Origin of the sequence: Ornithinimicrobium sp. F0845 (assembly GCF_023015765.1) — a bacterium.
Classification (GTDB): domain Bacteria; phylum Actinomycetota; class Actinomycetes; order Actinomycetales; family Dermatophilaceae; genus Ornithinicoccus.
The window spans coordinates 1-23,865 of record NZ_JALKAL010000010.1; the positions used below are offsets into that span (position 1 = coordinate 1).

23 protein-coding genes are annotated in these 23,865 nt (G+C 71.1%); 14 read left to right on the forward strand and 9 right to left on the reverse strand.

Annotation, left to right across the window (positions count from 1 at the left end):
- The 4 genes from MWU75_RS14140 to MWU75_RS14155 form a co-directional block, all read right to left on the reverse strand.
- On the reverse strand, positions 1-483 hold a 483-nt coding region (locus MWU75_RS14140; RefSeq protein WP_247091903.1), incomplete at its 3' end, for a hypothetical protein.
- 313 nt (positions 484-796) lie between these two features.
- Entirely contained in the window at positions 797-1,225 is a 429-nt protein-coding gene (locus MWU75_RS14145) for a hypothetical protein (protein ID WP_247091905.1), read from the reverse strand.
- Complete coding sequence (locus MWU75_RS14150) at positions 1,222-1,665, reverse strand: hypothetical protein (protein WP_247091907.1); 444 nt, start codon at positions 1,663-1,665, stop codon at positions 1,222-1,224. The genes MWU75_RS14145 and MWU75_RS14150 overlap by 4 nt, the downstream gene beginning before the upstream one ends.
- Positions 1,662-2,291 carry a GNAT family N-acetyltransferase gene (locus MWU75_RS14155; RefSeq protein WP_348647777.1) on the reverse strand — a complete coding sequence of 210 codons (630 nt, stop codon included), beginning with the start codon at positions 2,289-2,291 and terminating at the stop codon, positions 1,662-1,664. The genes MWU75_RS14150 and MWU75_RS14155 overlap by 4 nt, the downstream gene beginning before the upstream one ends.
- On the opposite strand from MWU75_RS14155, the gene pcrA reads away from it, so the two are divergent.
- On the forward strand, positions 2,214-4,643 hold the full coding sequence (gene pcrA / locus MWU75_RS14160; protein WP_247091911.1) for a DNA helicase PcrA: 2,430 nt from the start codon (positions 2,214-2,216) through the stop codon (positions 4,641-4,643). The genes MWU75_RS14155 and pcrA overlap by 78 nt on opposite strands.
- A 163-nt stretch (positions 4,644-4,806) precedes the next feature.
- Here pcrA and MWU75_RS20345 read toward each other — a convergent pair whose 3' ends face one another.
- Positions 4,807-5,730: a M23 family metallopeptidase gene (locus MWU75_RS20345; protein WP_247091913.1), complete on the reverse strand. Its 924-nt coding sequence runs from the start codon at positions 5,728-5,730 to the stop codon at positions 4,807-4,809.
- A gap of 610 nt (positions 5,731-6,340) precedes the next feature.
- Here MWU75_RS20345 and MWU75_RS14170 point away from each other — a divergent pair.
- The 7 genes from MWU75_RS14170 (at position 6,341) to MWU75_RS14200 (ending at position 13,664) form a co-directional block, all read left to right on the forward strand.
- On the forward strand, positions 6,341-6,754 hold the full coding sequence (locus MWU75_RS14170; RefSeq protein WP_247091915.1) for a cobalamin B12-binding domain-containing protein: 414 nt from the start codon (positions 6,341-6,343) through the stop codon (positions 6,752-6,754).
- 67 nt (positions 6,755-6,821) lie between these two features.
- Positions 6,822-7,994, forward strand: coding sequence for an ADP-forming succinate--CoA ligase subunit beta (sucC, locus tag MWU75_RS14175; protein ID WP_247091917.1), 1,173 nt, complete (start codon positions 6,822-6,824; stop codon positions 7,992-7,994).
- A 19-nt stretch (positions 7,995-8,013) separates the two neighbouring features.
- Entirely contained in the window at positions 8,014-8,901 is an 888-nt protein-coding gene (gene sucD / locus MWU75_RS14180; RefSeq protein WP_247091919.1) for a succinate--CoA ligase subunit alpha, read from the forward strand.
- Between the two features lie 150 nt (positions 8,902-9,051).
- Complete coding sequence (locus MWU75_RS14185; RefSeq protein ID WP_247091921.1) at positions 9,052-10,308, forward strand: DUF6350 family protein; 1,257 nt, start codon at positions 9,052-9,054, stop codon at positions 10,306-10,308.
- 179 nt (positions 10,309-10,487) lie between these two features.
- Complete coding sequence (gene purN, locus MWU75_RS14190) at positions 10,488-11,087, forward strand: phosphoribosylglycinamide formyltransferase (protein ID WP_247091923.1); 600 nt, start codon at positions 10,488-10,490, stop codon at positions 11,085-11,087.
- Complete coding sequence (gene purH, locus MWU75_RS14195; RefSeq protein ID WP_247091925.1) at positions 11,084-12,688, forward strand: bifunctional phosphoribosylaminoimidazolecarboxamide formyltransferase/IMP cyclohydrolase; 1,605 nt, start codon at positions 11,084-11,086, stop codon at positions 12,686-12,688. Before purN ends, purH begins: the two co-directional genes overlap by 4 nt.
- Positions 12,689-12,710: 22 nt before the next feature.
- On the forward strand, positions 12,711-13,664 hold the full coding sequence (locus tag MWU75_RS14200; RefSeq protein WP_247091927.1) for a DMT family transporter: 954 nt from the start codon (positions 12,711-12,713) through the stop codon (positions 13,662-13,664).
- A 37-nt stretch (positions 13,665-13,701) separates the two neighbouring features.
- Here MWU75_RS14200 and MWU75_RS14205 read toward each other — a convergent pair whose 3' ends face one another.
- Positions 13,702-15,228, reverse strand: a complete 1,527-nt coding sequence (locus MWU75_RS14205; RefSeq protein ID WP_247091929.1) for a HAMP domain-containing sensor histidine kinase — start codon at positions 15,226-15,228, stop codon at positions 13,702-13,704.
- The gene (locus MWU75_RS14210) at positions 15,225-15,971 is read right to left on the reverse strand and encodes a response regulator transcription factor (RefSeq protein WP_281497287.1); all 747 of its coding nucleotides are present in this window, start codon (positions 15,969-15,971) and stop codon (positions 15,225-15,227) included. The genes MWU75_RS14205 and MWU75_RS14210 overlap by 4 nt, the downstream gene beginning before the upstream one ends.
- Positions 15,972-16,148: 177 nt before the next feature.
- Here MWU75_RS14210 and MWU75_RS14215 point away from each other — a divergent pair, with 177 nt between their 5' ends.
- From MWU75_RS14215 to MWU75_RS14235, 5 genes are read left to right on the forward strand one after another with little or no spacing between them, the layout of a single operon-like run.
- On the forward strand, positions 16,149-16,754 hold the full coding sequence (locus tag MWU75_RS14215; RefSeq protein WP_247091931.1) for a DUF4956 domain-containing protein: 606 nt from the start codon (positions 16,149-16,151) through the stop codon (positions 16,752-16,754).
- Positions 16,751-17,506 (forward strand): polyphosphate polymerase domain-containing protein, encoded by a 756-nt coding sequence (locus tag MWU75_RS14220; RefSeq protein ID WP_247091933.1) that lies wholly within the window; start codon positions 16,751-16,753, stop codon positions 17,504-17,506. The genes MWU75_RS14215 and MWU75_RS14220 overlap by 4 nt, the downstream gene beginning before the upstream one ends.
- A 27-nt stretch (positions 17,507-17,533) precedes the next feature.
- Positions 17,534-19,186, forward strand: coding sequence for a carbohydrate-binding domain-containing protein (locus tag MWU75_RS14225; protein ID WP_247091941.1), 1,653 nt, complete (start codon positions 17,534-17,536; stop codon positions 19,184-19,186).
- A 23-nt stretch (positions 19,187-19,209) separates the two neighbouring features.
- Positions 19,210-20,067, forward strand: a complete 858-nt coding sequence (locus MWU75_RS14230; protein WP_247091943.1) for a bifunctional methylenetetrahydrofolate dehydrogenase/methenyltetrahydrofolate cyclohydrolase — start codon at positions 19,210-19,212, stop codon at positions 20,065-20,067.
- Positions 20,064-20,378, forward strand: coding sequence for a DUF3017 domain-containing protein (locus tag MWU75_RS14235; protein ID WP_247091945.1), 315 nt, complete (start codon positions 20,064-20,066; stop codon positions 20,376-20,378). The genes MWU75_RS14230 and MWU75_RS14235 overlap by 4 nt, the downstream gene beginning before the upstream one ends.
- A gap of 238 nt (positions 20,379-20,616) precedes the next feature.
- Here the strand turns inward: MWU75_RS14235 and MWU75_RS14240 are convergent, their stop codons facing one another.
- Positions 20,617-21,606, reverse strand: a complete 990-nt coding sequence (locus MWU75_RS14240) for a malate dehydrogenase (RefSeq protein WP_247091954.1) — start codon at positions 21,604-21,606, stop codon at positions 20,617-20,619.
- Between the two features lie 192 nt (positions 21,607-21,798).
- Between MWU75_RS14240 and MWU75_RS14245 the strand changes: the two genes are divergently transcribed.
- Complete coding sequence (locus tag MWU75_RS14245; RefSeq protein ID WP_247091956.1) at positions 21,799-23,019, forward strand: NADP-dependent isocitrate dehydrogenase; 1,221 nt, start codon at positions 21,799-21,801, stop codon at positions 23,017-23,019.
- A gap of 49 nt (positions 23,020-23,068) precedes the next feature.
- Here the strand turns inward: MWU75_RS14245 and MWU75_RS14250 are convergent, their stop codons facing one another.
- On the reverse strand, positions 23,069-23,779 hold the full coding sequence (locus MWU75_RS14250) for a maleylpyruvate isomerase family mycothiol-dependent enzyme (protein WP_247091958.1): 711 nt from the start codon (positions 23,777-23,779) through the stop codon (positions 23,069-23,071).
- Between the last annotated feature and the right edge of the window lie 86 nt (positions 23,780-23,865).

Here is a 23,865-nt window from a genome sequence, read left to right on the forward strand (position 1 = left end):
GGGGTCGCTGACGCCCTTCTGGCCCAGCAGCAGTTGGGCCCGGCCCGCGGTCAGGTCCCGCACCGCCCTGACCAGGACCCCGTCGAGCTGCCGGGACACCGTGGTCACCGACTCCACCACGCCCAGCAGCTCCTGGGACCGAGCCAGCACCGCAGGCTGGCTGCCGGCCTCGGTGGACTGGCTGTCGGCGTCGCTGGACTGGTCCGGGGTGGCCAAGGCCGCGCAGGCCAGGGTCACCTGCGTCAACGGACCGGCCAGGTCACCGACCCCGAGGGCGGCCATCGCTGCCTGCAACGCCTCGACCTTCTCGGTGTGCTCATCACCCAGCTCGACGACAACCACCGGGACACTCGCCTCGGGGTGGTGCACCCGCATCCGCACCGGCGCCGGCGGCATCACCCCGGTCCGCTCGTAGGACGCAGCCCGGGAGGCGACCTGAGCCTTCAACTCGGCGAGCACGTCGGCAGGGACGAGCTCCTCCAACCGGGTCTCCCACGCACTGGACGCCTGGACCGTCGGTCCGCAGGGCGATGAAGAAGGCGACCCTGGTGCCTGTGTCTGGGCCGACTTCGCCTGCGGTGCCATCCTCACCCCTCCTCCCCGAGTCCCCGTTGACGACAACTTTCCCTGCTACCAACCAACCTAGCACACATGTTCGACACGCCGTCCGGTTTGTCCACACCCGGCGTGTCGGTCACACCCGGCCACAGACCGAGCCGACGGGAACGAAGTGCCAACTGACGACATACTCCCAGCAGGCACCGACAGACCCGGTGACCGTGGGAGAGGGCCGCTTTCAGGAGGCGACGGCCGCGCCGCGCATCGGCCGGGTGCGCCACAGCCACCACAGGCCGAGGACCGGCAGCACCAGCGGGATGTAGAGGTAGCCCCGGCCGAAGCCCGACCACACCGTGGCGTCCGGGAAGGCCGCGGGGTCCAGGACGCTCCACAGACCGACGGTCAGCACCCCCAGCAGCTCGGTGCTGATGGCGACCAGCGACACCCACCAGGCCCGTGGGCCGCGGATGGACAGGGAGACGGCCGCCACGACATACACCACCCCGGCCACCGCGGAGAGCGTGTAGGCCAGAGGAGCCTCGTCGAACCGGCTCGCGATCTGGACGGCGGCCCGGGACAGGGATCCCACGACGAACACGGCATACAGCGCGATGATCAGCCGGCCGGGGCCCGAGGTGCGGGGGTTGATCCCCTCGGCGTCGGTCACGAGAAACCGACCCCGTGCCAGATCTGTGCGGCGCGTGCGCCCATCACGGCGACGACGAAGCCGGCCAGCGCGAGCACGAAGGTGCCCCAGCGCGAGGAGTCGCTGCGGGTCCACAGCCAGGCGACGGCTGGCACCATGAGCACCGTCACCAGGTAGGCCCACAGCTCCCACGGCGGCCCGACCGGGTGCTCACCGCCGATCGTCCGCGCCAGGTAGACCCCGAAGACCGCGGTGACCACGAGCTGCAGCAGGCCCGTGACGCCCAGCGTGACCCGCCCCGGCCCGTGGCCGCGCAGGCCGGAGACGACGCAGACCCCCATCGCCAGGAAGCCGGTGAGCAGCAGGGCGCTGGTCCAGCCATCCAAGTATGACGTGGTGCTGGGTGGTGTGGTCACGCCGGGGAGCGCGGTGGTGCCGGTCAGGAGGGTGGCCGAGGTCATCGCGCGGCGGCTCCCAGCGTCGCGAGGGCGTCACCGGTGAGGCGTTGGGTGGTCCACTCCTCCTGGGGCGTGGCGCCGATGTGGCGGTAGACCTCGATCGCCGGGGTGTTCCAGTTGAGCACGGTCCACTCCATCCGTGGGTAGCCCCGCTCGGTGCACACCCGGGCCAGGGTCGCCATGAGCTGCCGGCCGAGGCCGCTGCCCCGGTGGGCGGGGGAGACGTAGAGGTCCTCCAGCCACAGTCCGTTGCGGCCGGTCCAGGTCGAGAAGGTGAGGAACCAGACGGCGATCCCCACGACCGCACCGTCGACCTCCGCGACGTGGGCCCAGGCCGTGGGGGTGCCGTGCTCGGGGAAGAGCACGGCACGGTAGGCGTCGACGGTGCCGACGGCCTCCTCGGGTGCCTTCTCGTAGTCGGCCAGCTCCTGCACCAGGGCGAGAATCGCAGGGATGTCCTGCTCGGTCGCTTCGCGGATCACGCAGACCAGGGTACGTCGGTGGATAAGTCGGTCCTGCTGTCGGACCGGCGACCTAGACTGAGCGCCACCATGAGCACCCTCTTCGACAACGTCCCGCTGCCCCCGATGACCCCTGCGCAGGCCAGCGGGAGCGTGCCGGTGGACCACGCGGGGGTGCCGCTCTGGGCGCTGGAGGAGGAGCCGGCACCGGACTTCGCCCCCGACCGCGAGCCCACGGCGACGGCCGACCCCGAGCTGCTCCTGGAAGGGCTCAACGGTCCCCAGCGCGAGGCCGTGGTCCATGAGGGCAGCCCGCTGCTCATCGTCGCGGGGGCGGGGTCGGGTAAGACCCGGGTGCTGACCCACCGGATCGCCTACCTGCTGGCCCAGCGCGGAGTCCAGCCGGGACAGGTCCTGGCCATCACCTTCACCAACAAGGCGGCCGCCGAGATGCGGGAGCGGGTGGAGTCCCTAATCGGCCCCCGCGCCAAGGCCATGTGGGTGTCGACCTTCCACTCGGCGTGCGTGCGAATCCTGCGTCGTGAGGCCGCGACCGTCGGCCTCAAGTCGACCTTCTCCATCTACGACGCCGCCGATAGCAGGCGGCTGATGGCGATGGTGATCCGCGATCTTGACCTGGACCCCAAGCGCTATCCCGCGCGCGTCTTCTGCCACAAGGTGTCGGCGGCCAAGAACGAGCTGATCGACGAGGAGACCTTCGCCGCGCAGGTGGGCAACAACCCCTACGAGGCGCACGTGGCGGCGGCCTACACCGACTACCAGCGCCGGCTGCGCCAGGCCAACGCGCTGGACTTCGACGACATCATCTCGATGACGGTCAACATCCTGCAGGCGTTCCCGGCCGTCCGGGAGCACTACCGGCGCCGCTTCCGGCACGTCCTGGTCGACGAGTACCAGGACACCAACCACGCGCAGTACACCCTGGTCCGTGAGCTGGTCGGCACCGAGGACGAGCAGGTGCCCCCCGCAGAGCTCTGCGTCGTCGGTGACGCCGACCAGTCGATCTACGCCTTCCGCGGGGCCACGATCCGCAACATCGTGGAGTTCGAGAAGGACTACCCCCAGGCCCGGACCATCCTGCTGGAGCAGAACTACCGCTCCAGCGAGCGCATCCTGCGCGCCGCCAACTCGGTGATCGCCCGCAATCCCGGTCGTCGCGACAAGAAGCTCTGGTCCGAGCTGGGCGAGGGCTCCATGATCGTCGGCTACGTCGCCGACGACGAGCACGACGAGGCGTCCTTCGTGGCGCAGACCATCGACAAGCTGGGGGACGAGCACGGCGTCCAGCCCAAGGACGTCGCGGTCTTCTACCGCACCAACGCGCAGTCCCGGGCACTGGAGGAGGTGTTCGTCCGGACCGGGATGCCCTACAAGGTGGTCGGGGGCACCCGCTTCTACGAGCGGCGTGAGGTCAAGGACGCGCTCGCCTACCTGCGGGTCGTGGCCAATCCCGCCGACGACGTCAATCTGCGGCGCATCCTCAACGTGCCCAAGCGGGGCATCGGCGACCGAGCCCAGGCTGCGGTGGCGGCGCTGGCGGCCCGGGAGCGCATCCCGTTCGTCGCCGCCCTGGGGCGGGTCGAGGACGCCCCTGGCATCGCGACCCGGTCCGTGGCAGCGGTGCAGGCGTTCACGGCCATCCTGGAAGGCCTCGGCGCGATGGCCGCGGACGAGAGGTTCGGTGTCGCTGACCTGCTCGAGGCGATCCTGGACCGGTCCGGCTACTCCCAGGAGCTGCGGGCCAGCCACGACCCGCAGGACGAGACCCGCCTGGAGAACCTCGCCGAGCTCGTGGCCGTGGCCGGCGAGTTCGACGAGAACTATCCGGAGGGCTCGCTCGTCGACTTCCTCGAGCAGGTTTCGCTCGTCGCCGACGCCGACGAGATCCCGCAGGGCGGCGAGGGCACCGACGCCGGTGTGGTGACCCTGATGACGCTGCACACGGCCAAGGGGCTGGAGTTCCCCGTCGTCTTCCTCACCGGCCTGGAGGACGGGACCTTCCCGCACCAGCGCTCGATGGACGACCCCGACGAGCTGGAGGAGGAGCGGCGCCTCGCCTACGTGGGCATCACCCGCGCCCGGGAGCGCCTCTATCTCAGCCGGGCTGGCACACGGGCCTCGTTCGGCGCCCCGCAGTACCACCCGCCCTCGCGCTTCATCGACGAGATCCCGATCGATGTCATCGACTGGGAGCGCTCGGACCGGGACCGGATGAGCGCTGCCGGTCGACCCAGCGCCTCGGTCCAGCAGGGCTGGGGCGGCCGCACCACCAGCCGGACAGGTGGGGTGGTCCGGCTCAACCCCGGCGGGGCGGGCGTCCGCAAGCCCACGACCCCGGTGTCCGTCGCGGCCGGCGACCGGGTCAGTCACGACTCCTTCGGGCTGGGCACCGTGATCCGGGTCGAGGGCAGCGGCGACAACACCATGGCGCACGTCGACTTCGGCGGTGCCGGGGTCAAGCGGCTGCTGCTCCGCTACGCCCCCCTGGAGAAGCTCTGAGCGCACGGTCGTCCACGGGCGAGCCACTCCCGCGCGGTCTCGGGCAGGCCCTGTGACGCGGTCTCGGGCAGGCGCTGTGACCCGGCCTGGGGCAGGCGCTGTGACGCGGTCTCGGTCAGGCGCTGTGACGCGGTCTCGGTCAGGTGCTGTGACGCGGTCCCGGTCAGGCTCGCCGAGCGTTCAGCCAGGGCAGCGGATCGATCGGACCGTCGCTGGTCCGCACCTCCAGGTGCAGGTGAGCGCCGGTTGAGTTGCCGGTGCTGCCCACGGCGCCGATCGTCGTGCCGGGCACGACCCGGTCGCCGAGCGTGGCGGTGATCCGCGACATGTGCCCGTAGACGATGAGCTCGCCCGTGTCCAGGGTGATCTTCACGTGATAACCCAGCCCGGAGTTCCAGCCGGCGGCAGAGACGGTGCCCCGCCCGACGGCATACAGCTCGGTCCCGACGTCGGCACCGAAGTCGGTGCCGTTGTGCATCCGCCCCCAGCGCCACCCGTAGCCGGAGGTCTTGCGACCCTCGAGGATCGGCTCGTGGAAGGCGAGGTCGTGCGCGAGGCCCCGCGCCTCGGCGCAGGCCTCGTCGGTGGCGGTCACACCGGCGGTGATCGAGGACTCCATCGTCTGCACCCGGGCGGTCATGAGCCGCCGCCCCTCCACGACGGCGGCCGTGCCCCACGCGAGAGTCAGCCGGTGCATCGACCCCCGGGACGCCGACGTCGATGACTGGCGAAGGTCGGTGAGGACGGCGCCGCTGCCTGCGAGCGGACCATCGGCGAGGGAACCACTGACCGGCGTCCCGCTGGTGGTGGAACTGGTGAGGTGCGGGCTGGTGCCGGCGGACAGGGACTGCCCCGGGAGGCCTGCAGCAACCTTGGTGGGCAGACCCACGACTGCGGTGGCGCCGCCGGCTGCGACGAGGGCGGTCACCACCACGGGTGCCACGACCCGGTGCGTCAGCGCACGGACGGGGGAGGGGCTGGTGCGGCGGGAGAGCTCCGCGAGGGCCCTGGCCTCGCGGCGCGAGCGCGGGGTCGTCGCGGCGAGAGCCTTGGCCTCGCGGCGGGACTGTGGGGTCGTCGTGGCCACGGTCCTCGCGTCGCGACGGGAGCGCGGGGTCGCCTCGGTGAGCGCTCTGGCCTCGCGACGTGTTCGCGGAGCTGGTGCGGCCTGTGTCGCGGGGACGTAGCGCCGGGGCTGCGGGTCGGACGTGGCCAGTGCTGCCCGGGCCACGCGCAGCGGCGTGTCGTCAGCGGTCTGACGGGACCGTGCGCCGGCGGTGGCCTGGGCCTCTCGGCGGGAGCGTGGAGCCGGGACCGTCGGGGGCTCGGGGAGGTAGCCCCGCGTGACTTCGGCGCGTGCTTGCGGGCGGGCCGACCGCGGTGCCTCCGCTGACGTGCGCCGCCGCCGACGGCTGCGCCCGGAGTCCTGGGCCGCGCGCTCGCGCGCCTCTCGGCGGCTGCGCGGGGCATCCTCGACCGGAACCCACCGCTCCCCAGGGTGGGGCGCAGACCGTGAGCGGCCAGCAGAATGCAAGGCTCATCAACTCCGATGACGGTGTCAGCGGTCCGCGACGGGGGCTTCGCACACCGGGCGGGGGTTACCGGGGCGATGCGGACGCCCAGCACTCTAGCGTGGCTGGGGAGGGACGCCAATGTGGCCCTGATCACCTTGTCGACGGTGCGCTAATCTGCATCCCATGTCCTCCACACCAAGCGGTCCTCCCCTGCGAGTCGTCGTCGCCAAACCGGGGCTCGACGGCCATGACAGGGGCGCCAAGGTCGTCGCTCGCGCACTCCGTGACGCGGGGGTCGAGGTGATCTACACCGGGCTGCACCAGACGCCGGAGCAGATCGTCGAGGCCGCCATCCAGGAGGACGCTGACGCGGTGGGGCTGTCGGTCCTCTCGGGCGCGCACATGACCCTGTTCAAGCGGGTCATCGAGCTGCTGGGCGAGCGCGACGCCGGCGACATCGTCGTCTTCGGCGGCGGGATCATCCCCGAGGCCGACATCCCGGTGCTGCACGAGCTGGGGGTCTCGCGGATCTTCACTCCCGGCGCGACCACCAGCGAGATCACCGGGTGGGTGCACGAAACCCTCGGCCGCGACTGATTTACCCTTGCTGGCGGACCTCACCAGAGGCACGACCCCCGCAACAACACAGATGGGAAGCTGACTCGTGGACCTTTTCGAGTACCAAGCACGGGACATGTTCGAGGCACACGGCGTGCCCGTGCTGTCCGCCGAGGTGATCACCGACGCCGGTGACGCGGCGGCGGCGGCTGAACGCATCGGCGCAAACAGCGGTGGTGTCGTCGTCGTGAAGGCCCAGGTCAAGACCGGCGGCCGCGGCAAGGCCGGCGGGGTGAAGCTGGCCAAGTCCCCGGAGGAGGCCACGGCCGCCGCCGAGCAGATCCTCGGCATGGACATCAAGGGCCACACCGTCAACGCCGTGATGATCGCCCAGGGCGCCAGCATCGCCGAGGAGTACTACTTCTCCCTGCTGCTGGACCGCGCCAACCGCACCCTGCTGGCCATGTGCAGCAAGGAGGGCGGCATGGAGATCGAGCAGCTTGCGGTGGAGCGTCCCGAGGCGCTGGCCAAGGTGCCGGTGAGCGCCCTGACCGGCATCGACGCGGCGAAGGCCGCCGAGATCGTCGAGGCGGCCGGGTTCACCGAGGACCAGGACGCCATCGCCGAGGTGCTGGTCAAGCTGTGGGACGTCTACCGCGAGGAGGACGCCACTCTCGTCGAGGTCAACCCCCTCGTGAAGACCACTGACGGGCAGATCATCGCCCTGGACGGCAAGGTGTCCCTGGACGAGAACGCCGAGTTCCGTCACCCGGCCCACGCGGAGCTGGAGGACAAGGCCGCGACCGACCCCCTGGAGGCCAAGGCCAAGGAGCTCGGCCTCAACTACGTCAAGCTGGACGGCCAGGTCGGCATCATCGGCAACGGCGCGGGGCTGGTCATGAGCACCCTCGACGTCGTCGCCTACGCCGGCGAGAAGCACGGCGGCGTCAAGCCCGCCAACTTCCTCGACATCGGGGGCGGCGCCAACGCCAAGGTCATGGCCAACGGCCTCGACGTCATCCTGAACGACGAGCAGGTCAAGGCCGTCTTCGTCAATGTCTTCGGTGGCATCACCGCCTGCGACGAGGTCGCCAACGGCATCAGGGGAGCCTTGGAGATCCTCGGTGACAGCGCCACCAAGCCGCTCGTGGTCCGTCTCGACGGCAACAACGTCGAGAAGGGCCGCGCAATCCTGGACGAGCTGAACCACCCGCTCGTGACCCAGGTCGACACCATGGACGGCGCGGCCGACAAGGCCGCTGAGCTGGCGAACGCCTGAGACCGGGAGACAACGAACCATGACGATCTACCTCAACAAGGACTCCAAGATCATCGTCCAGGGCATCACCGGTGGCATGGGCTCCAAGCACACCGAGCTCATGCTCCTGGCCGGCTCCAACATCGTCGGCGGCGTCAACGCGCGCAAGGCCGGGACGACCGTGACGCTCAACGACCAGGAGCTGCACGTCTACGGCACGGTCAAGGAGGCCATGGACGCCACCGGTGCTGACGTGTCGGTGCTGTTCGTGCCCCCGGCCTTCGCCAAGGACGCCTGCGTCGAGGCCATCGACGCAGGGATGCCCCTCATCGTGGTCATCACCGAGGGTGTGCCCGTCAAGGACACCGCCGAGGTCTTCGCCTACCTGGAGGGCAAGCAGACCCGGATGATCGGCCCGAACTGCCCGGGTGTCATCTCGCCCGGGGAGTCCCTGGCCGGCATCACGCCGCACACCATCGCGGGCAAGGGCCCGATCGGACTGGTCTCCAAATCCGGCACGCTGACCTACCAGATGATGTACGAGCTGCGCGACTTCGGCTTCACCACGGCGATCGGCATCGGTGGTGACCCGGTCATCGGCACCACCCACATCGACGCCCTCGAGGCCTTCGAGAACGACCCGGACACCCGGGCCATCGTGATGATCGGTGAGATCGGGGGCGACGCGGAGGAGCGCGCCGCCGAGTACATCCAGGCGCACGTGACCAAGCCCGTCGTCGGCTACGTCGCCGGCTTCACCGCGCCGGAGGGCAAGACGATGGGCCACGCCGGCGCCATCGTCTCCGGCTCCTCCGGCACGGCGGCGGCCAAGAAGGAGGCCCTCGAGGCCGCTGGTGTCAAGGTCGGCAAGACGCCGTCGGAGACCGCCGAGCTGATGCGACAGATCCTGCAGGGTCACGGCGCCTGATCGGAGGCGACCCACCTGCGGCTGCGACCGCGGGCCACAGGTCCCGGGCCCTCGACCACGACCCTGGTGTCGGTCGGGGGCCCGGCTGTTTCCTCCATCCCGGTGAGCCTCCGCGCCTCCACGCCCGAGACGGGTGACGATGAGGGCGCCATGACACTCCTGGAGCGCACCACCACCCGACCCGCCGACGCGGCGACCCTCGGTGGTCGCCTGCGTGCGATCGTGCTCGCGGCCCTGGCCGGTCTGCTGGCCGCCCTGATCTCCTGGGTCGCGGTGACCGTGCCGGTTGTCGTCGCCTGGCTCGCCGACGAGCGCAGCACCACCTCCCTCTGGCAGACCGCCGGCATCGGCGTCGACCTGTGGGCCATGGCGCACCGCGCGACCGTCGAGGTGGGGGACACCGCGGTCGTGCTGGCTCCGCTCCTGCTCACCCTGGTGCCACTGCTGGCCTGCTGGTATGCCGTGGGGCAGGTCGTGGTCGACCGCCCGGAGGTCCGTGGCGAGGTCCACGACGTCCAGGGTTGGCGGTCCGCGTGGGCCGCGCTCGGCGCCGGGGAGCTGCTCGCCTTCCTGCTCGGTTATCTCGGGTCCGGCCTGCTGCTCTGCTCGCTGGCCGGGCTGGGACAGGCGCCGGTGGACGTCTCCAGCGCCGTCCCGGGTCTGGTCCTCGTGCCGCTGGTCGCCATCGGGCTCAGCCTGTGGCGGGAGCACCGGCGTCAGCGACACCCCACCTTCGACCGCGGGCTGAGCTGGCTCGAGCTGCACACCCCGGTCCTCTTCCGGCGTGGCCTGCGCCCCGCCTTCCAGGCTCTGGGGATCCTCCTGACGGGGGCTCTCCTGGCCGTCGTCGCACTCCTCGTGGTCCGGTTCGACCGGGTGCTCACCCTCTACGAGGCACTGGATGCAGGCGCGGTCGGCACGACGGTGCTGACGCTCGGGCAGGCCCTCGCCCTGCCCAACGTGCTGGTCTGGGCGCTGGGGTGGACCAGTGGCGGCCAGGTGTCGGTGGGCACGGTCCACGTCGGTTGGGCCGAGTCCACCGGTGGAGACCTGCCGCTGCTGCCCGTGCTGGCCGCTCTGCCTGAGCCGGGAGCCCTGCCGCCCGGGCTCTGGCTGGCCGCGCTGCTGCCGGTGCTGGCCGGAGCCTGGCTCGGCTTCCAGAGCTCCCGCGCAGCCCCGCGGCTGGCGTCCTGGTGGGCCAAGGCCCAGATCGCGCTCTCGGCCTGCGTGTGCGTCACGGTGATCGTGCTGCTGCTGAGCTGGCTCGCGCTCGGCGGGATGACCCCCGGCCTGCTGGCCACCGTCGGCACGGAGCCGCTGCGGGTGGCCGGCCTGCTCGGTGCCGAGCTCCTGGGTGGCGCGTTGGTCACCCTCACGGTGCTGCACCTGTTCCGTCGCCGTCTCTGACTATTTTTGGGGAGGTTTTGTACGCCTGCCCTGCATTCTTGGGCAGGTTTTGTACGCCTCCCTCTGTGCCAAGCTGGCGCGCCCGGGCAGGATCGTCCCAATTGACGTCCCCCCGGGGAGTGTGCGGTGGGAGGCGTACCGATCCTCCCCAAGAATGGCTGGGGGGTTATCGTCATCGGGTGCCCCACCCCGTCGTCGTCCTCGTCTCCGGCACCGGCAGCAACCTGCAGGCGCTCATCGACGCCGCGGCCGATCCGCTCTACGGGGTCCAGGTGGTCGCCGTCGGAGCTGACCGCGACGGGATCCTCGGTCTGGAACGCGCCGAGCGGCACTGCATCCCGACCTTCGTGTGCCGGGTGGCCGACCACCCGGACCGGAGCGCGTGGGACGCGGCGCTCGCGACCGAGATCGCGGCCCACGAGCCGGACCTGGTCGTCTCCGCAGGGTTCATGAAGATCCTCGGCGAGCGGGTCCTGGCGGCGCACACGGTCGTCAACACCCACCCCGCGCTGCTGCCCGCGTTCCCGGGCGCGCACGCCGTGGCCGACGCACTGGCCTACGGTGTGCGGGTGACCGGGTGCACCGCTCACCTCGTCGACAGCGGCGTCGACACCGGCCCGATCCTCGCCCAGGTCGCCGTCCCGGTCGAGGACGGGGACACCGAGGAGTCGCTCCACGAACGCATCAAGTCCGTCGAGCGACCCATGCTCGTGGACGTGGTCGGCCGCCTGGCCCGGCACGGCCACACCCTCACCGACAGGAAGGTCACCATTCCGTGAACGCCACCCCGCAGGACGCCCAGAGCAGCCCCGACGAGGGCCGCCGTCCGATCCGCCGGGCGCTCATCTCGGTCTACGACAAGACCGGGCTGGAGGAGCTCGCCACCGGCCTGCACGAGGCCGGCGCCCAGCTCGTGTCGACCGGATCGACCGCGGCTCGGATCGAGTCGACCGGGGTCCCGGTGACCCGGGTGGAGGAGCTCACCGGCTTCCCCGAGTGCCTCGACGGACGGGTCAAGACCCTGCACCCGCGGGTCCATGCCGGGCTGCTGGCCGACACCCGCAACCCCGACCACCTGGCCCAGCTCGCCGACCTCGACATCGAGCCGTTCGACCTGGTCGTCGTCAACCTCTACCCGTTCACCGAGACCGTCGGATCCGGCGCCTCCCAGGAGGAGTGTGTCGAGCAGATCGACATCGGCGGCCCCTCGATGGTGCGGGCCGCGGCCAAGAACCACGCGTCGGTCGCCGTGGTGGTGGACCCCACGGCATACTCCGAGGTCGTGGCCGCGGTGGCGGCCGGCGGGTTCTCCCTCGACCAGCGCAAGACCCTGGCGGCCAGGGCGTTCATCCACACCGCGACGTATGACGTGCACGTCGCCTCCTGGATGGGCAACGTGCTCACCGACACCTCCGACGGCACGGGTTTCCCGGCCTGGATGGGGGCGACCTGGGAACGGGCGGACGTCCTGCGCTACGGCGAGAACCCGCACCAGCGGGCCGCCCTCTACCGCAACGGCTTCCAGCCCGTGCCCTCGCTCGCCCAGGCGGAGGTGCTGCACGGCAAGGCGATGTCGTTCAACAACTACGTCGACGCCGACGCCGCCCGAAGGGCCGCGCACGACCACGGCGACGTGCCGACGGTCGCGATCATCAAGCACGCCAACCCGTGCGGCATCGCGACCGGGCAGGACATCGCCGAGGCGCACCGCAAGGCCCACGCGTGCGACCCGGTGTCGGCCTACGGCGGGATCATCGCCACCAACCGTGCGGTGACCGCGGAGCTTGCCACGCAGGTGGCCGAGATCTTCACCGAGGTGATCATCGCCCCGGACTTCGCGCCGGACGCCCTGGAGCTCCTGCAGGCCAAGAAGAACCTGCGGGTGGTCCGCGCGGCAGCCTTCCAGCGCGGAGGCGGTGACCTGCGCAACATCGGCGGGGGAGCCCTGCTCCAGTCCCTCGACGTGATCGACGCGGAGGGCGACGACCCGGCGGCGTGGCAACTGGCCACCGGACCCTCCGCCGACGACGCGGTGCTGGCCGACCTGGCCTTCGCCTGGCGCTCGGTCCGGGCCGTGAAGTCCAACGCCATCCTGCTGGCCCGCGACGGCGCCAGCGTCGGCATCGGGATGGGGCAGGTCAACCGCGTCGACTCCTGCCGTCTGGCGGTGGAGCGCGCCGGCGCGGAGCGGGCGGCCGGGTCGGTCGCGGCCTCCGACGCCTTCTTCCCGTTCGCCGACGGGCTGCAGATCCTGCTCGACGCGGGCGTGCGGGCGGTCGTCTCACCGGGCGGGTCCATCCGCGACGAGGAGGTTGTCGCCGCGGCGGAGGCAGCTGGGGTGACGCTCTACTTCACCGGCACTCGCCACTTTGCCCACTGACCCCCGGCCACGCTCCAGGAACTTGGAGCTCGCGCTGCTCGCCGCACTCGCCTGCGGTGCCCTGCTGGCGATCCAGTCCCGCGTCAACGGCGAGCTCGGCACCCATGTGGGCGCGATGCAGGCGGCCTGGATCAGCTTCGGCTCGGGCCTGGTCGCGCTCAGCCTGCTGTGGCTCACCCCGCGCTTCCGGGCCGCCTCGGCCCGGGTCCGGGAGGCCCTCCGGCAGGGGCGGCTGCGGCCGTGGCACCTGCTCGGCGGGGTTGCGGGCGGGCTGCTCGTCGGCACACAGACGTATGCCGTGCCGCTGGTGGGCGTCGCCACCTTCCTGATCGCCATCGTCGGCGGTCAGATGGTCAGCGCGCTGGTCGTGGACCGGCTCGGAGTGGGGCCGGCTGCGCCAGAGCGGGTCACGTTCGGGCGGGTGGCCGCTAGTGTCCTGGCCGTCCTGGGCGTCCTCACCGCGGTGGGACCCGAACTGACCTCGGGCCTGGCCTGGCTGCCGGTGCTGCTGGCCTTCCTGGTCGGGATGGGCACCTCCGTCCAACAGGCGACCAACGCCCTGATCACCGCGACGGGCGGTGATGCCGCGGTGACCGGCTTCGTCAACTTCGCCGTCGGCACGGTCGTCCTGGTCCTGGTCGGCTGCTGGACCGTGCTGCCGGCCGGTATGCCCGACGTCTCGACCGCACCCTGGTGGTCCTGGTCGGGTGGTCTCATCGGGGTCGTCTTCATCCTGGGCGCCGCGTGGGCCGTCATGCACAGCGGCGTCCTGCTCTTCGGCCTGGTCACGGTGACCAGTCAGCTCGGCACCGGGGTCGTCCTGGACCTCATCGAGCCGAGCACCCGGGACCAGGTCGGCACCCAGATGCTGCTGGGGGTCGCGCTGACCGTGATCGCGGCCGTGGTCGCCGCGATGGCCCGCGCCCGGGCACGCCGGGGCGGGGGAGCGGCCCGCCCGCTCGGTGCTGCCCCCTGAACCGGGCCGCGCGGGGTGCGATCAGCCCAGCGTTGCCCTAACCGGGGGTGTGGTCGGTGCTGCCGCGCGGCAGCCACACCCGCAAGGCCGTCCCGACCGCTTGCGGGTGGAGGTCGACGGTGCCGCCGTGGGCCTCCACGACGGCTCGCACGATCGAGAGCCCCAGGCCCGTGGATCCGGTGGCCCGGTGCCGGGAGGTGTCCCCACGGGTGAAGCGCTCGAACAGCTCGTCCTGCTGGTGCAGGGGGATGCCCGGCCCGTCGTCGACGACCGAGAGCAGCACGGCATCGGGGGTCTCGGCCAGGCTGACCACCACACGGGTCCCCGGTGGGGTGTGCGTGCGGGCGTTGCCGAGCAGGTTGCTCAGGACCTGCTTGAGCCGCGCGGCGTCGCCGATGACGGTGACCGGCTTGTCGGGCAGGGCTAGCTCCCAGTGGTGCTGCGGCCCGCCGCCGCGGGTGTCCGCCGCGTGCGCGTCGGCGACCGACTCGACGACCATGGCCGACAGGTCGACCTCGGTGCGCTCGAGCGCTCGCCCGGCGTCGAGGCGGGCGAGGAGCAGAAGGTCCTCGACGAGGTCGGTCATCCGCGTCGCCTCAGACTCGATCCGCTCCAGGGCGTGACCCACCTGGGTGGGGACGGGCTCGTCCTGGCGGCGGGACAGTTCGGCATACCCCCGGATGCTGGCCAGGGGGGTGCGCAGCTCGTGGGAGGCGTCGGCCACGAAGGTCCGCAGCCGGGTCTCCGACCGCTGTCGGGTGGTCAGGGCGCCCCCGACGTTGTCCAGCAGGGAGTTCAGGGCCCGACCGACCTGCCCCACCTCGGTCCTCCCGTCCGATAGCGCCGGCGGCACCCGGTCGGGCAGGTGCACCTCGCCCCGGGAGAGGTCCATCGCGGACACGTCCCGTGCCGTGGACGCGACGGCGACCAGCGGACGCAGCGAGCGGGAGATGAGCAGGGCGCCACCCAGGGCGGTCAGCACCGTCCCCGCGAGGGAGACCAGCACCACCGTGCGCACCAGGTTGGCGACGGCCTTGTCCACGGTCGTCATCGGCACGCCGGTCACGATGGTGGCCCCCTCGGCGTGCGCGGCGATCACGCGGAAGGTGCCGGCACCCTCCAGGTCAACAGAGGTCGGCGTGGGGCCACCCGCCTCGAGCAGCGCCGCCAGTTGGGCCTCGCCGAGCTCCTGGTAGGCACCCTCGGAGACCACGTGGCCCGTCGTGGTCGTGTCGGTGAAGCAGGCCTGGAGCATGCCCTCCCCGACCCCGGGCCGGGGTGTCGAGCACGAGATGCCCCCGGGCGGTGGACCACCCGGGCCGTCCGGAAGGTCATTCTCGGGAACGTCACTGGCTGGAACGTCGCCGGCCGGGCGGTCACCGGGTCCACCGCCCTGCGGTGCGTTGATGAAGCGGGCCTGGTCGGTCAGTTGCGTGTCCAGCTGCTCCACGAGCTGCTGCCGGGTCAGCAGCACCGTGGTGACCGCGGTCGCGGCCGTGACGACGAGGAAGAGGGCGACCAGGACCAGGACCAGCGTCGTGGAGAGCCGCCGTGGCCGGATCATCCGGGCGGGGCCGGCTTCAGGACGTAGCCCGCGCCCCGCAGCGTATGGATCATCGGCGCCCGGCCGGCGTCGATCTTCTTGCGCAGGTAGGAGATGTAGAGCTCGACGATGTTGGCCTGCCCCCCGAAGTCGTAGTCCCACACCCGGTCCAGGATCTGGGCCTTGGACAGGACCCGCCGGGGGTTGCGCATCAGGAAGCGGAGCAGCTCGAACTCCGTGGCGGTCAGCTGGATCTCCTCACCGTCGCGCGTCACCTCGTGGGAGTCCTCGTCCAGGGTGAGATCGCCGACGGTGAGCACTGCGTCCTGGTCCTGCTGCGCCAGGGCGGTGCGGCGCATCAGCGACCGCAGGCGGGCGACCACCTCCTCCAGCGAGAACGGCTTGGTCACGTAGTCGTCCCCGCCGGCGGTCAGCCCGGCCACGCGGTCCTCGACGGCGTCACGCGCCGTGAGGAACAGAACCGGGACGGACTCGTCGATCTTGCGCAGTTTGCCCAGGACCTCCAGCCCGTCGAGGTCGGGCAGCATGATGTCCAGCGCCACGGCGTCGGGGGAGAACTCACGGGCCGCACGCACCGCGGCCATCCCCGTGCCGGCGGTGCGCACCGTCCAGCCCTCGTAGCGCAGCGCCATGGACAACAGTTCGGCGATCGACTCCTCGTCGTCCACCACGAGGACCCGCAGCGGGCTGCCGTCCTGCCGGGTGAGGACGGGGCGCGCGGTGCCGGGAGCGTTCATCGTCATGCTCCTATCACAGCCTGTCGGACTGGGGTGACTCTGTGCTGTTCCTGTGCGCCGGCTGTGCGGGGCCGTGCACCCGTTGGAAGCTCACATCCGCGGCTGCGGATCGTCACAGCCGATGCACAGTCCCCTCCGGCGGAATGGATCGCATCGTATCCGTCCCGACCGCAGGAGCCTCCTATGAACACCCTGGTCATGCCCGCCGCCGACCTGGTCGCCATCATCGTCCTGACCGCCGTGGTCTATCTGCCGCGGCACCGCCGCACGGAGCTGGTCCCCGCCTTCGTCGGGGTCAACGTGGGTGTCCTCGCGGTCAGTATGGCGTTGGGCTCGGCCGCCGCGTCGATCGGTCTGGGGCTGGGGCTGTTCGGTGTCCTGTCCATCATCCGGCTCCGCTCGGCGGAGCTGTCCCAGCGCGAGATCGCCTATTACTTTGCGAGCCTCGCACTCGGTCTCCTCGGCGGCATCGGGGTCGCCGACCCGGCCCTGGGCGCCGGCCTGATGGCGCTGATCGTGCTCTCCCTGGTGGTCGCCGACCACCCGCGCCTGGTGGGGCGCGGCGTCCGTCGCGAGCTGGTCATCCTGGACCGCGCGGTGCCCGACGAGACCCGCCTGCGGGCACAGCTGGAGGCGCTGCTGGGGGCCACGGTGGTCGCGGTGGACGTGATCCGCCTCGACCTGGTCAACGACAGCACCCACGTCGAGGTGACCTTCCGACGGGGAGAGCTGCGCGGCCCGGTGGCGGCGCACCCGGTCGGTCCACGGGCGGAGGTGCCTGTGCGATGAGCCTGCTGCCACCGCTGGCGACGATCTCGTTGGCTGCGCTGCAGTCCGAGGCCGAGCTGCTCACCCGCGTCGACCGCAAGTACCTGCTCCCCCTGCCCGAGGCCACCCGGGCACTCGCCGGGCTGGGGGAGGGCAGCCGGGTGCTGGAGATCGAGGGACGGACCCGTTCCGACTACGCCTCGACCTACTTCGACACCCCGGAGCGCGACAGCTTCCGCTCCACGGCGACCGCGCGCCGGCGCCGCTGGAAGGTCCGCACCCGCAGCTACCTGGACTCGGGGGACTGCTGGGTCGAGGTGAAGACCCGGGGCCCGCGCGGCCTGACCGTCAAGGAGCGTGCGCCGCACCCGCCCGAGGCCAGCCAGCGGATCACCGGCGCCGCCGTGACCTGGGTCGAGGAGCGGCTCCGCGCCGCCCGTGCCTACCACCGGCCCTGGCTCGGCCTACCGGTCCTGAGCACGACATACTCCCGCAGCACCATCCTGCTCCCCGAGGGTGGAGCCCGCGCCACGATCGACACCGACCTGACCTGGCTGCTGCCCGACGGCACGACCACCGCACCGCGCGACGCGGTGGTGATCGAGACCAAGACGACCGGCACGCCCTCGGCCTTCGACCGGGCGCTGTGGCGGGCCGGGCACCGGCCCACGCGCATCAGCAAGTTCGGCACGGGCCTGGCGCTGCTCGATCCCACCGTGCCCGCCAACCGCTGGCACCGACTCTTCGCGGACGACGGCGTCCTCACATCCTGACCACCACTGCAGCAAAGGAGCACGACCATGTCCACCGAACGAACCACCCACGGACTCACCCGAGCCGTCCGCGCCATCGCGGCGGCCGGCAGCCTGGCCCTCGTCCTGGCAGCCTGCGGCAGCAGCGCACCCTCCACCGACGCCGGTGCCGGTGCCGCGACGGACTCGACCTCGACCTCGACCGGGGCGTCGGCCGACCAGGCTGGCGACACCTCCTCGGGGGCAGACACCGGGCAGCAGACCGGATCCGCCGACGGCCTCGGGCTGATCGGTCTGTCGACCCACGCGGACGGCGACGAGGGCGACTACGACGCTGACGCCGCGGTGGCGATCACCCTCGCCGACGGGTCCAGCAGCGCCGACGGTGAGGGGGTGGAGGTCAGCCGCGACGACACCGGGGAGACCGTGCTCATCACCCAGGCGGGGACCTACGTGCTCTCGGGGACGCTGTCCGCCGGACAGGTCGTCGTGGACGTCGTCGAGGACGACGACGTCACGCTCGTGCTCGATGGTGCGGTGATCACCAGCACCAGCGGTCCCGCGGTGCACATCGTCTCCGCCGAGGACGCGACCGTCGTCCTCGCCGAAGACTCGGTCAACCACCTGACCGACGCTGCCACCTATGTCCTGACCGAGGACACCGTCGACGCGGAGACCGGTGCGGCCGTGGACGCGCCCAACGCCGCGCTCTACTCGACCGCGGATCTGACCATCGCCGGCGACGGGGCGCTGACCGTGACCGGGTCTGCCAACGACGGCATCACCAGCAAGGACGGCCTGGTCATTCTCTCCGGGACACTGGAGGTCACCGCCACCGACGACGGCATCCGGGGCAAAGACTTCCTCGCGATCGAGGGCGGCACCGTCGCCGTCGAGGCGGGTGGTGACGGGCTGACCTCGGACAACACCGACGACGGCACTGGCATCGTGCTGATCTCCGGCGCCGGGACCGTCGTGACGGTGGCTTCCGGTGATGACGCGGTGAAGGGGGAGAACGTCGTGGACCTCGTCGACGGGACCCTCACCGTTGACTCATCCGTCGAGGGCCTTGAGGCCGCCCGCATCATCATCGAGGGTGGCGTCGCGATGGTGACCAGCTCTGACGACGCGGTCAACGCCGCCTCGGACGTCACCACACCGTCGGTGGAGATCAGCGGCGGGGTGATCACCCTGGACGCCGAGGGTGACGGGCTGGACTCCAACGGCACGGTCGAGATGACCGGTGGAGAGGTCACCGTCTACGGGCCGACCCGCGGTGGCAACGGCTCGCTGGACGTGGGCGGTGAGTTCGTCGTCTCCGGGGGCACCCTGGTGGCGGTCGGCACCGCCGACATGCTCGTCGGACCCTCCACCGACACTGGTCAGGCCGCGTTGGTCGTCACCCTCACCGAGACCGTCCCGGCGGGTGCGGTGCTGACCGTCACCGATGCCGAGGGCACGGTCGTGGCCGAGGTGACCACTGCCAAGACAGCTCAGTCGCTGGTGCTTTCGGACGCCGCCCTGGTGACCGGAAGCTCCTACACCGTCAGCGTCGATGGCAGCGAGGTTGCCACGGCCACGGCGGGGGAGTATGCCGAGGGCGGCTTCGGCGGACCCGGCCAGGGAGGCTTCCCTGGCGGTGGTGAGTGGCCCGGCGGTGCGCCGGGCCAGGGTGAGCTGCCCGGCGGTGAGCAGGGGTGAGGCACGTCCATAGACTGACCGCTATGACGGCGCGCATCCTTGATGGCAAGACGGCCCTGGCCGAGATCAAGACAGACCTCAGGGCGCGCGTCGCAGCACTGGCGCAGCAGGGAGTCGTCCCGGGACTGGGCACCGTGCTGGTGGGGAACGACCCGGCGAGCACCTGGTATGTCAACGCTAAGCACCGGGACTGCGCCGAGATCGGGATCCGCTCGATCCGTCGTGACCTGCCCGCCGGGTCTACGCAGGAGGAGGTCGAGGCGGTGGTCGACGAGCTCAACGCGGACCCCGACTGCACCGCCTTCCTGGTGCAGCAGCCCACCGGTCTGGACGAGTTCGCAATCCTGTCGCGGATCGACCCGGTCAAGGACGTCGACGGCCTGCACCCGGTCAACCTCGGCTCCCTGGTCCTGGGGGAGCCTGCACCGCTGCCCTGCACGCCCTACGGCGTGGTGGAGCTGCTGCGACGACACGAGGTGGAGATCGCCGGGGCCGAGGTGGTCGTGGTGGGGCGGGGTCTTACCGTGGGCCGTCCGCTTGGCCTGATCCTGACCCGTCGGTCCGAGAACGCCACCGTCACCCTGTGCCACACAGGGACCCGGGATCTGGCGGCCCACACGCGGCGCGCCGACATCGTCGTCGCCGCCGCCGGCGTGCCCGACCTGATCACCGCCGACATGGTCCGTCCGGGAGCCGCCGTCCTCGATGTCGGCGTGGCCCGACGTGACGGAAAGATCGCCGGTGACGTGGCGTCCGAGGTCGCCGAGGTCGCCGGGTGGATCTCGCCCAACCCGGGCGGCGTGGGGCCGATGACCCGGGCCATGCTGCTGAGCAACGTCGTCCAGGCCGCCGAGCGTGCTGCCGGCGAGCCGGCCAGGTGAGCGAGCCGGACACCGGCCGGGTCAGTCCCCCCTCCCGGCGGCCGGCGAACTGGGGGAGCCAGCCGCTCGGTCTGTGGTGGCTCCTGCCGGTCGGGCTGACGGTGGCGATGGTCGTGCTGTTCTCCTCGGGGGTGCAGGCGGCGGGCTACGTGATCGCCGGCACGCTGACCGTGTGCGCGCTCGTGCGGCTCGCCCTCCCGCGCGGGGCCGTGGGCGGCCTTCTCGTCCGGTCCAAGGCCTGGGACGTCCTGACGTTGCTGGCCCTGGCTGCCGCCGTGACCGTGGTCAGCGCCACGCTGGTCATCCGCTGACGAGCCTCGCGCCAGAACCACGCTCGTGGGGAGGGTGGGTGTCGCCAGGGTGCCCCAGATTGACCCGCGAGGGGATCGAGCTCGGTGGATCTCGTGGGGAGGGCGGGTGTCGCCAGGGTGCGCCAGGTTGACCCGCGAGTGAGCGGGTGGAGGGCGGTGGACCTGGTGGGGAGAGCGAGCGACCCGCCGAGCTGCCTGACGGCATACTCGGCGGGTCGTGGTGTGTACGCGGGTGGCCCTAGATCAGCCCGAGCTCGCTGACCGCCTGGCGCTCCTCGGCGAGCTCGGCGACCGAGGCGTCGATCTTGCCGCGCGAGAAGTCGTCGATCTCCAGACCCTGGACGATCTCCCAGTTTCCGCCGGAGGTGGTCACCGGGAAGGAGGAGATCAGCCCCTCGGCCACGCCGTAGGAACCGTCCGAGCGCACCGCCATCGACAGCCAGTTGCCCTCGGGGCTGCCCTGCAGCCAGTCACGGGTGTGGTCGATGGTCGCGGAGGCGGCGGAGGCGGCGGAGCTGGACCCGCGAGCCTCGATGATCGCCGCTCCGCGCTTGGCGACCGTCGGGATGAAGGTGTCCTCCAGCCAGGCCTGGTCGTTGATGACGTCCGCGGCCGAGCGCCCACCGATCTGGGCGTGGAACAGGTCGGGGTACTGGGTCGCCGAGTGGTTGCCCCAGATCGTCATGTTGGAGATCTTGGTGACCGGCACGCCCGCCTTGGCGGACACCTGCGCCAGCGCCCGGTTGTGGTCCAGGCGGGTCAGCGCGGAGAACCGCTCGGTCGGGATGTCCTTGGCGTTGCTCATCGCGATGAGCGCGTTGGTGTTGGCGGGGTTGCCCGTGACGGTGATGCGGATGTCGTCCGCGGCGTGGTCGTTGAGCGCCTTGCCCTGGCCGGTGAAGATCGCGCCGTTGGCCTCGAGCAGGTCACCGCGCTCCATGCCCTTGGTGCGCGGGCGGGCACCGACGAGCAGCGCGACGTTGGCCCCGTCGAAGATGACGGCCGGGTCGTCGCCGATCTCCACGCCGGCGAGCGCCGGGAACGCACAGTCGTCGAGCTCCATCACGACCCCTTCGAGTGCCTTCAGCGCCGGGGTGATCTCCAGCAGCCGCAGCTGCACGGGGGTGTCCTTGCCGAGCAGGTCACCGCTGGCGATCCGGAACAGCAGGCTGTAGCCGATCTGGCCGGCGGCGCCGGTCACTGCAACCTTGACGGGAGTGGGGTTCACGGTGCTCTTCCTTCAGCTCGGGGAGGTGTGCATCCGCGACGTTAGCACCGCTCGCGGGGCCTCCTGGAAACGGCTAGGTAAGGCCGGCGGACCGGGGTCGGATAACCTGAGGGCCGGCGGAAGCCCAGGCTTCCGCATGTCACGTCGGCCGCGACAGGCGGCCACCCCGACCGACAACAGGAGTCCCCAGGCATGGAGAAGATCAAGGTCGCCAACCCGATCGTCGAGCTCGACGGCGACGAGATGACCCGCATCATCTGGCAGTTCATCAAGGACCGACTGATCCACCCGTACCTGGATGTCGAGCTCAAGTACTTCGACCTGGGGGTCGAGAAGCGCGACGAGACCAACGACCAGATCACCGTCGACGCCGCCAACGCCATCAAGGAGCACGGGGTCGGCGTGAAGTGCGCCACCATCACCCCGGACGAGGCCCGGGTCGAGGAGTTCGGACTCAAGGAGATGTGGAAGAGCCCCAACGGCACGATCCGCAACATCCTCGGCGGCGTGATCTTCCGCGAGCCGATCATCATCTCCAACGTGCCGCGCCTGGTGCCGGGCTGGACCAAGCCGATCATCATCGGCCGTCACGCCCACGGCGACCAGTACAAGGCGCAGAACTTCAAGGTGCCCGGCGCCGGCACCGTGACCATCACCTACACCCCGGCCGACGGCGGCGAGCCGGAGGTCCACGAGGTGGCCTCCTACGGCGACGACGGTGGTGTCGCGATGGGGATGTTCAACTACAACGACTCGATCCGCGACTTCGCCCGGGCGAGCATGAACTACGCCCTGGATCGCGGCGTCCCGTGCTACCTGTCGACCAAGAACACGATCCTGAAGGCCTACGACGGTGCGTTCAAGGACATCTTCCAGGAGGTCTTCGACGCCGAGTTCAAGGAGAAGTTCGACGCCGCCGGCCTCACCTACGAGCACCGCCTGATCGACGACATGGTCGCTGCCGCGATGAAGTGGGAGGGCGGCTACGTCTGGGCCTGCAAGAACTACGACGGTGACGTCCAGTCCGACACCGTCGCGCAGGGCTTCGGCTCGCTGGGTCTGATGACCTCGGTGCTGATGACCCCGGACGGCAAGACCGTGGAGGCCGAGGCCGCGCACGGCACGGTGACCCGGCACTACCGTCAGCACCAGCAGGGCAAGCCGACCTCCACCAACCCGATCGCCTCGATCTTCGCGTGGACCCGCGGACTGTCCTACCGCGGCAAGATGGACAACACCCCCGAGGTCACCGAGTTCGCCGAGACCCTCGAGCGGGTCTGCGTGGAGACCGTCGAGGAGGGGAAGATGACCAAGGACCTGGCGCTGCTCATCGGCCCGGACCAGGCCTGGCTCACGACCGAGGAGTTCCTCGCCGCGATCGACGAGAACCTGCAGAAGGCGATGGCTGCCTGAGGCTCTGCTCAGCCCCAGCGCGGCATGGTCGGCAACGGGTGCTGGTGCGTCAGCCCCAGCGCGGCATGGTCGGCAACGGGTGCTGGTGTGTCAGCCCGTGCTCGACCCCGCGGGCCAGCCAGAGCAGCAGGTCTCCGGGGCGGCCCTTGACCTCGTGCCCGCCCCCGTGGATGTGCCAGTGGCGGTTGTCCGACCCGGTGAGTGACAGCGGCGGGCAGCTGCCGTGTCCCAACCGGTCCACAGCCTCGGCCAGGCCGGCGCGGACCACCTCGGGCGGTGCGTCGTGGAAGGTGTAGCCGGCGTCGAGGTCGACGTGGTGGAAGGTGACCTCACGCAGCCGCGCCCACGGGAGCTGGTCCCCGGCGAGGCGCTTGCCCGTGCTAAGCGCGACGTCGTTGAGGTCGCTGCGCCCGCGCAGCTGCTCCAGACGAGTGCGGATAGCGTCGCTCGCCGAGAGCACATCGGCCCGCAGCCGTGCGACAGGCTGGGTCGCGGCCTCCTCGATGTCGGCGTTGCGCTGCTCGATCGAGGCATACATCGGTGTCTCGTGACCGCTGACCGCCCACTGCGCCAGGTGCCGCAGCCCGTCGGCGTTGCGGGCGAGGTGACCGAGGACGTGAGCCCGGGTCCACCCGTCGCACAACGACGGATGGCGTAGGTCGTCCTGGGTGAAGGTGCTGATGGTCTTGGCCAGTGCCGCGTCGGCCTCTGCCAGGAGGTCGATCGCGCGACCGGCTGTGAGGTAGTGCTCGCCACTCATGCCTGTTCCTCTCTGCGCCAGACCCGGGAGTACCTAGGCTGCCCCTCCGTGCGACGACTCGCAAGAGATGGGGGCGGGACGGGTCA

What these genes read in the sequence shown, in the direction of transcription:
- MWU75_RS14185 (WP_247091921.1), top strand. Translation starts at nt 9,052, where the DNA reads ATGACACTCCTGGAGCGCACCACCACCCGACCCGCCGACGCGGCGACC.
- MWU75_RS14230 (WP_247091943.1), top strand. Translation starts at nt 19,210, where the DNA reads ATGACGGCGCGCATCCTTGATGGCAAGACGGCCCTGGCCGAGATCAAG.
- MWU75_RS14170 (WP_247091915.1), top strand. Translation starts at nt 6,341, where the DNA reads ATGTCCTCCACACCAAGCGGTCCTCCCCTGCGAGTCGTCGTCGCCAAA.
- MWU75_RS14205 (WP_247091929.1), bottom strand. Translation starts at nt 15,228, where the DNA reads ATGATCCGGCCACGGCGGCTCTCCACGACGCTGGTCCTGGTCCTGGTC.
- sucD (WP_247091919.1), top strand. Translation starts at nt 8,014, where the DNA reads ATGACGATCTACCTCAACAAGGACTCCAAGATCATCGTCCAGGGCATC.
- pcrA (WP_247091911.1), top strand. Translation starts at nt 2,214, where the DNA reads ATGAGCACCCTCTTCGACAACGTCCCGCTGCCCCCGATGACCCCTGCG.
- MWU75_RS14220 (WP_247091933.1), top strand. Translation starts at nt 16,751, where the DNA reads ATGAGCCTGCTGCCACCGCTGGCGACGATCTCGTTGGCTGCGCTGCAG.
- MWU75_RS14225 (WP_247091941.1), top strand. Translation starts at nt 17,534, where the DNA reads ATGTCCACCGAACGAACCACCCACGGACTCACCCGAGCCGTCCGCGCC.
- MWU75_RS14250 (WP_247091958.1), bottom strand. Translation starts at nt 23,779, where the DNA reads ATGAGTGGCGAGCACTACCTCACAGCCGGTCGCGCGATCGACCTCCTG.
- MWU75_RS14210 (WP_281497287.1), bottom strand. Translation starts at nt 15,971, where the DNA reads ATGACGATGAACGCTCCCGGCACCGCGCGCCCCGTCCTCACCCGGCAG.
- MWU75_RS14215 (WP_247091931.1), top strand. Translation starts at nt 16,149, where the DNA reads ATGAACACCCTGGTCATGCCCGCCGCCGACCTGGTCGCCATCATCGTC.
- MWU75_RS14245 (WP_247091956.1), top strand. Translation starts at nt 21,799, where the DNA reads ATGGAGAAGATCAAGGTCGCCAACCCGATCGTCGAGCTCGACGGCGAC.
- MWU75_RS14150 (WP_247091907.1), bottom strand. Translation starts at nt 1,665, where the DNA reads ATGACCTCGGCCACCCTCCTGACCGGCACCACCGCGCTCCCCGGCGTG.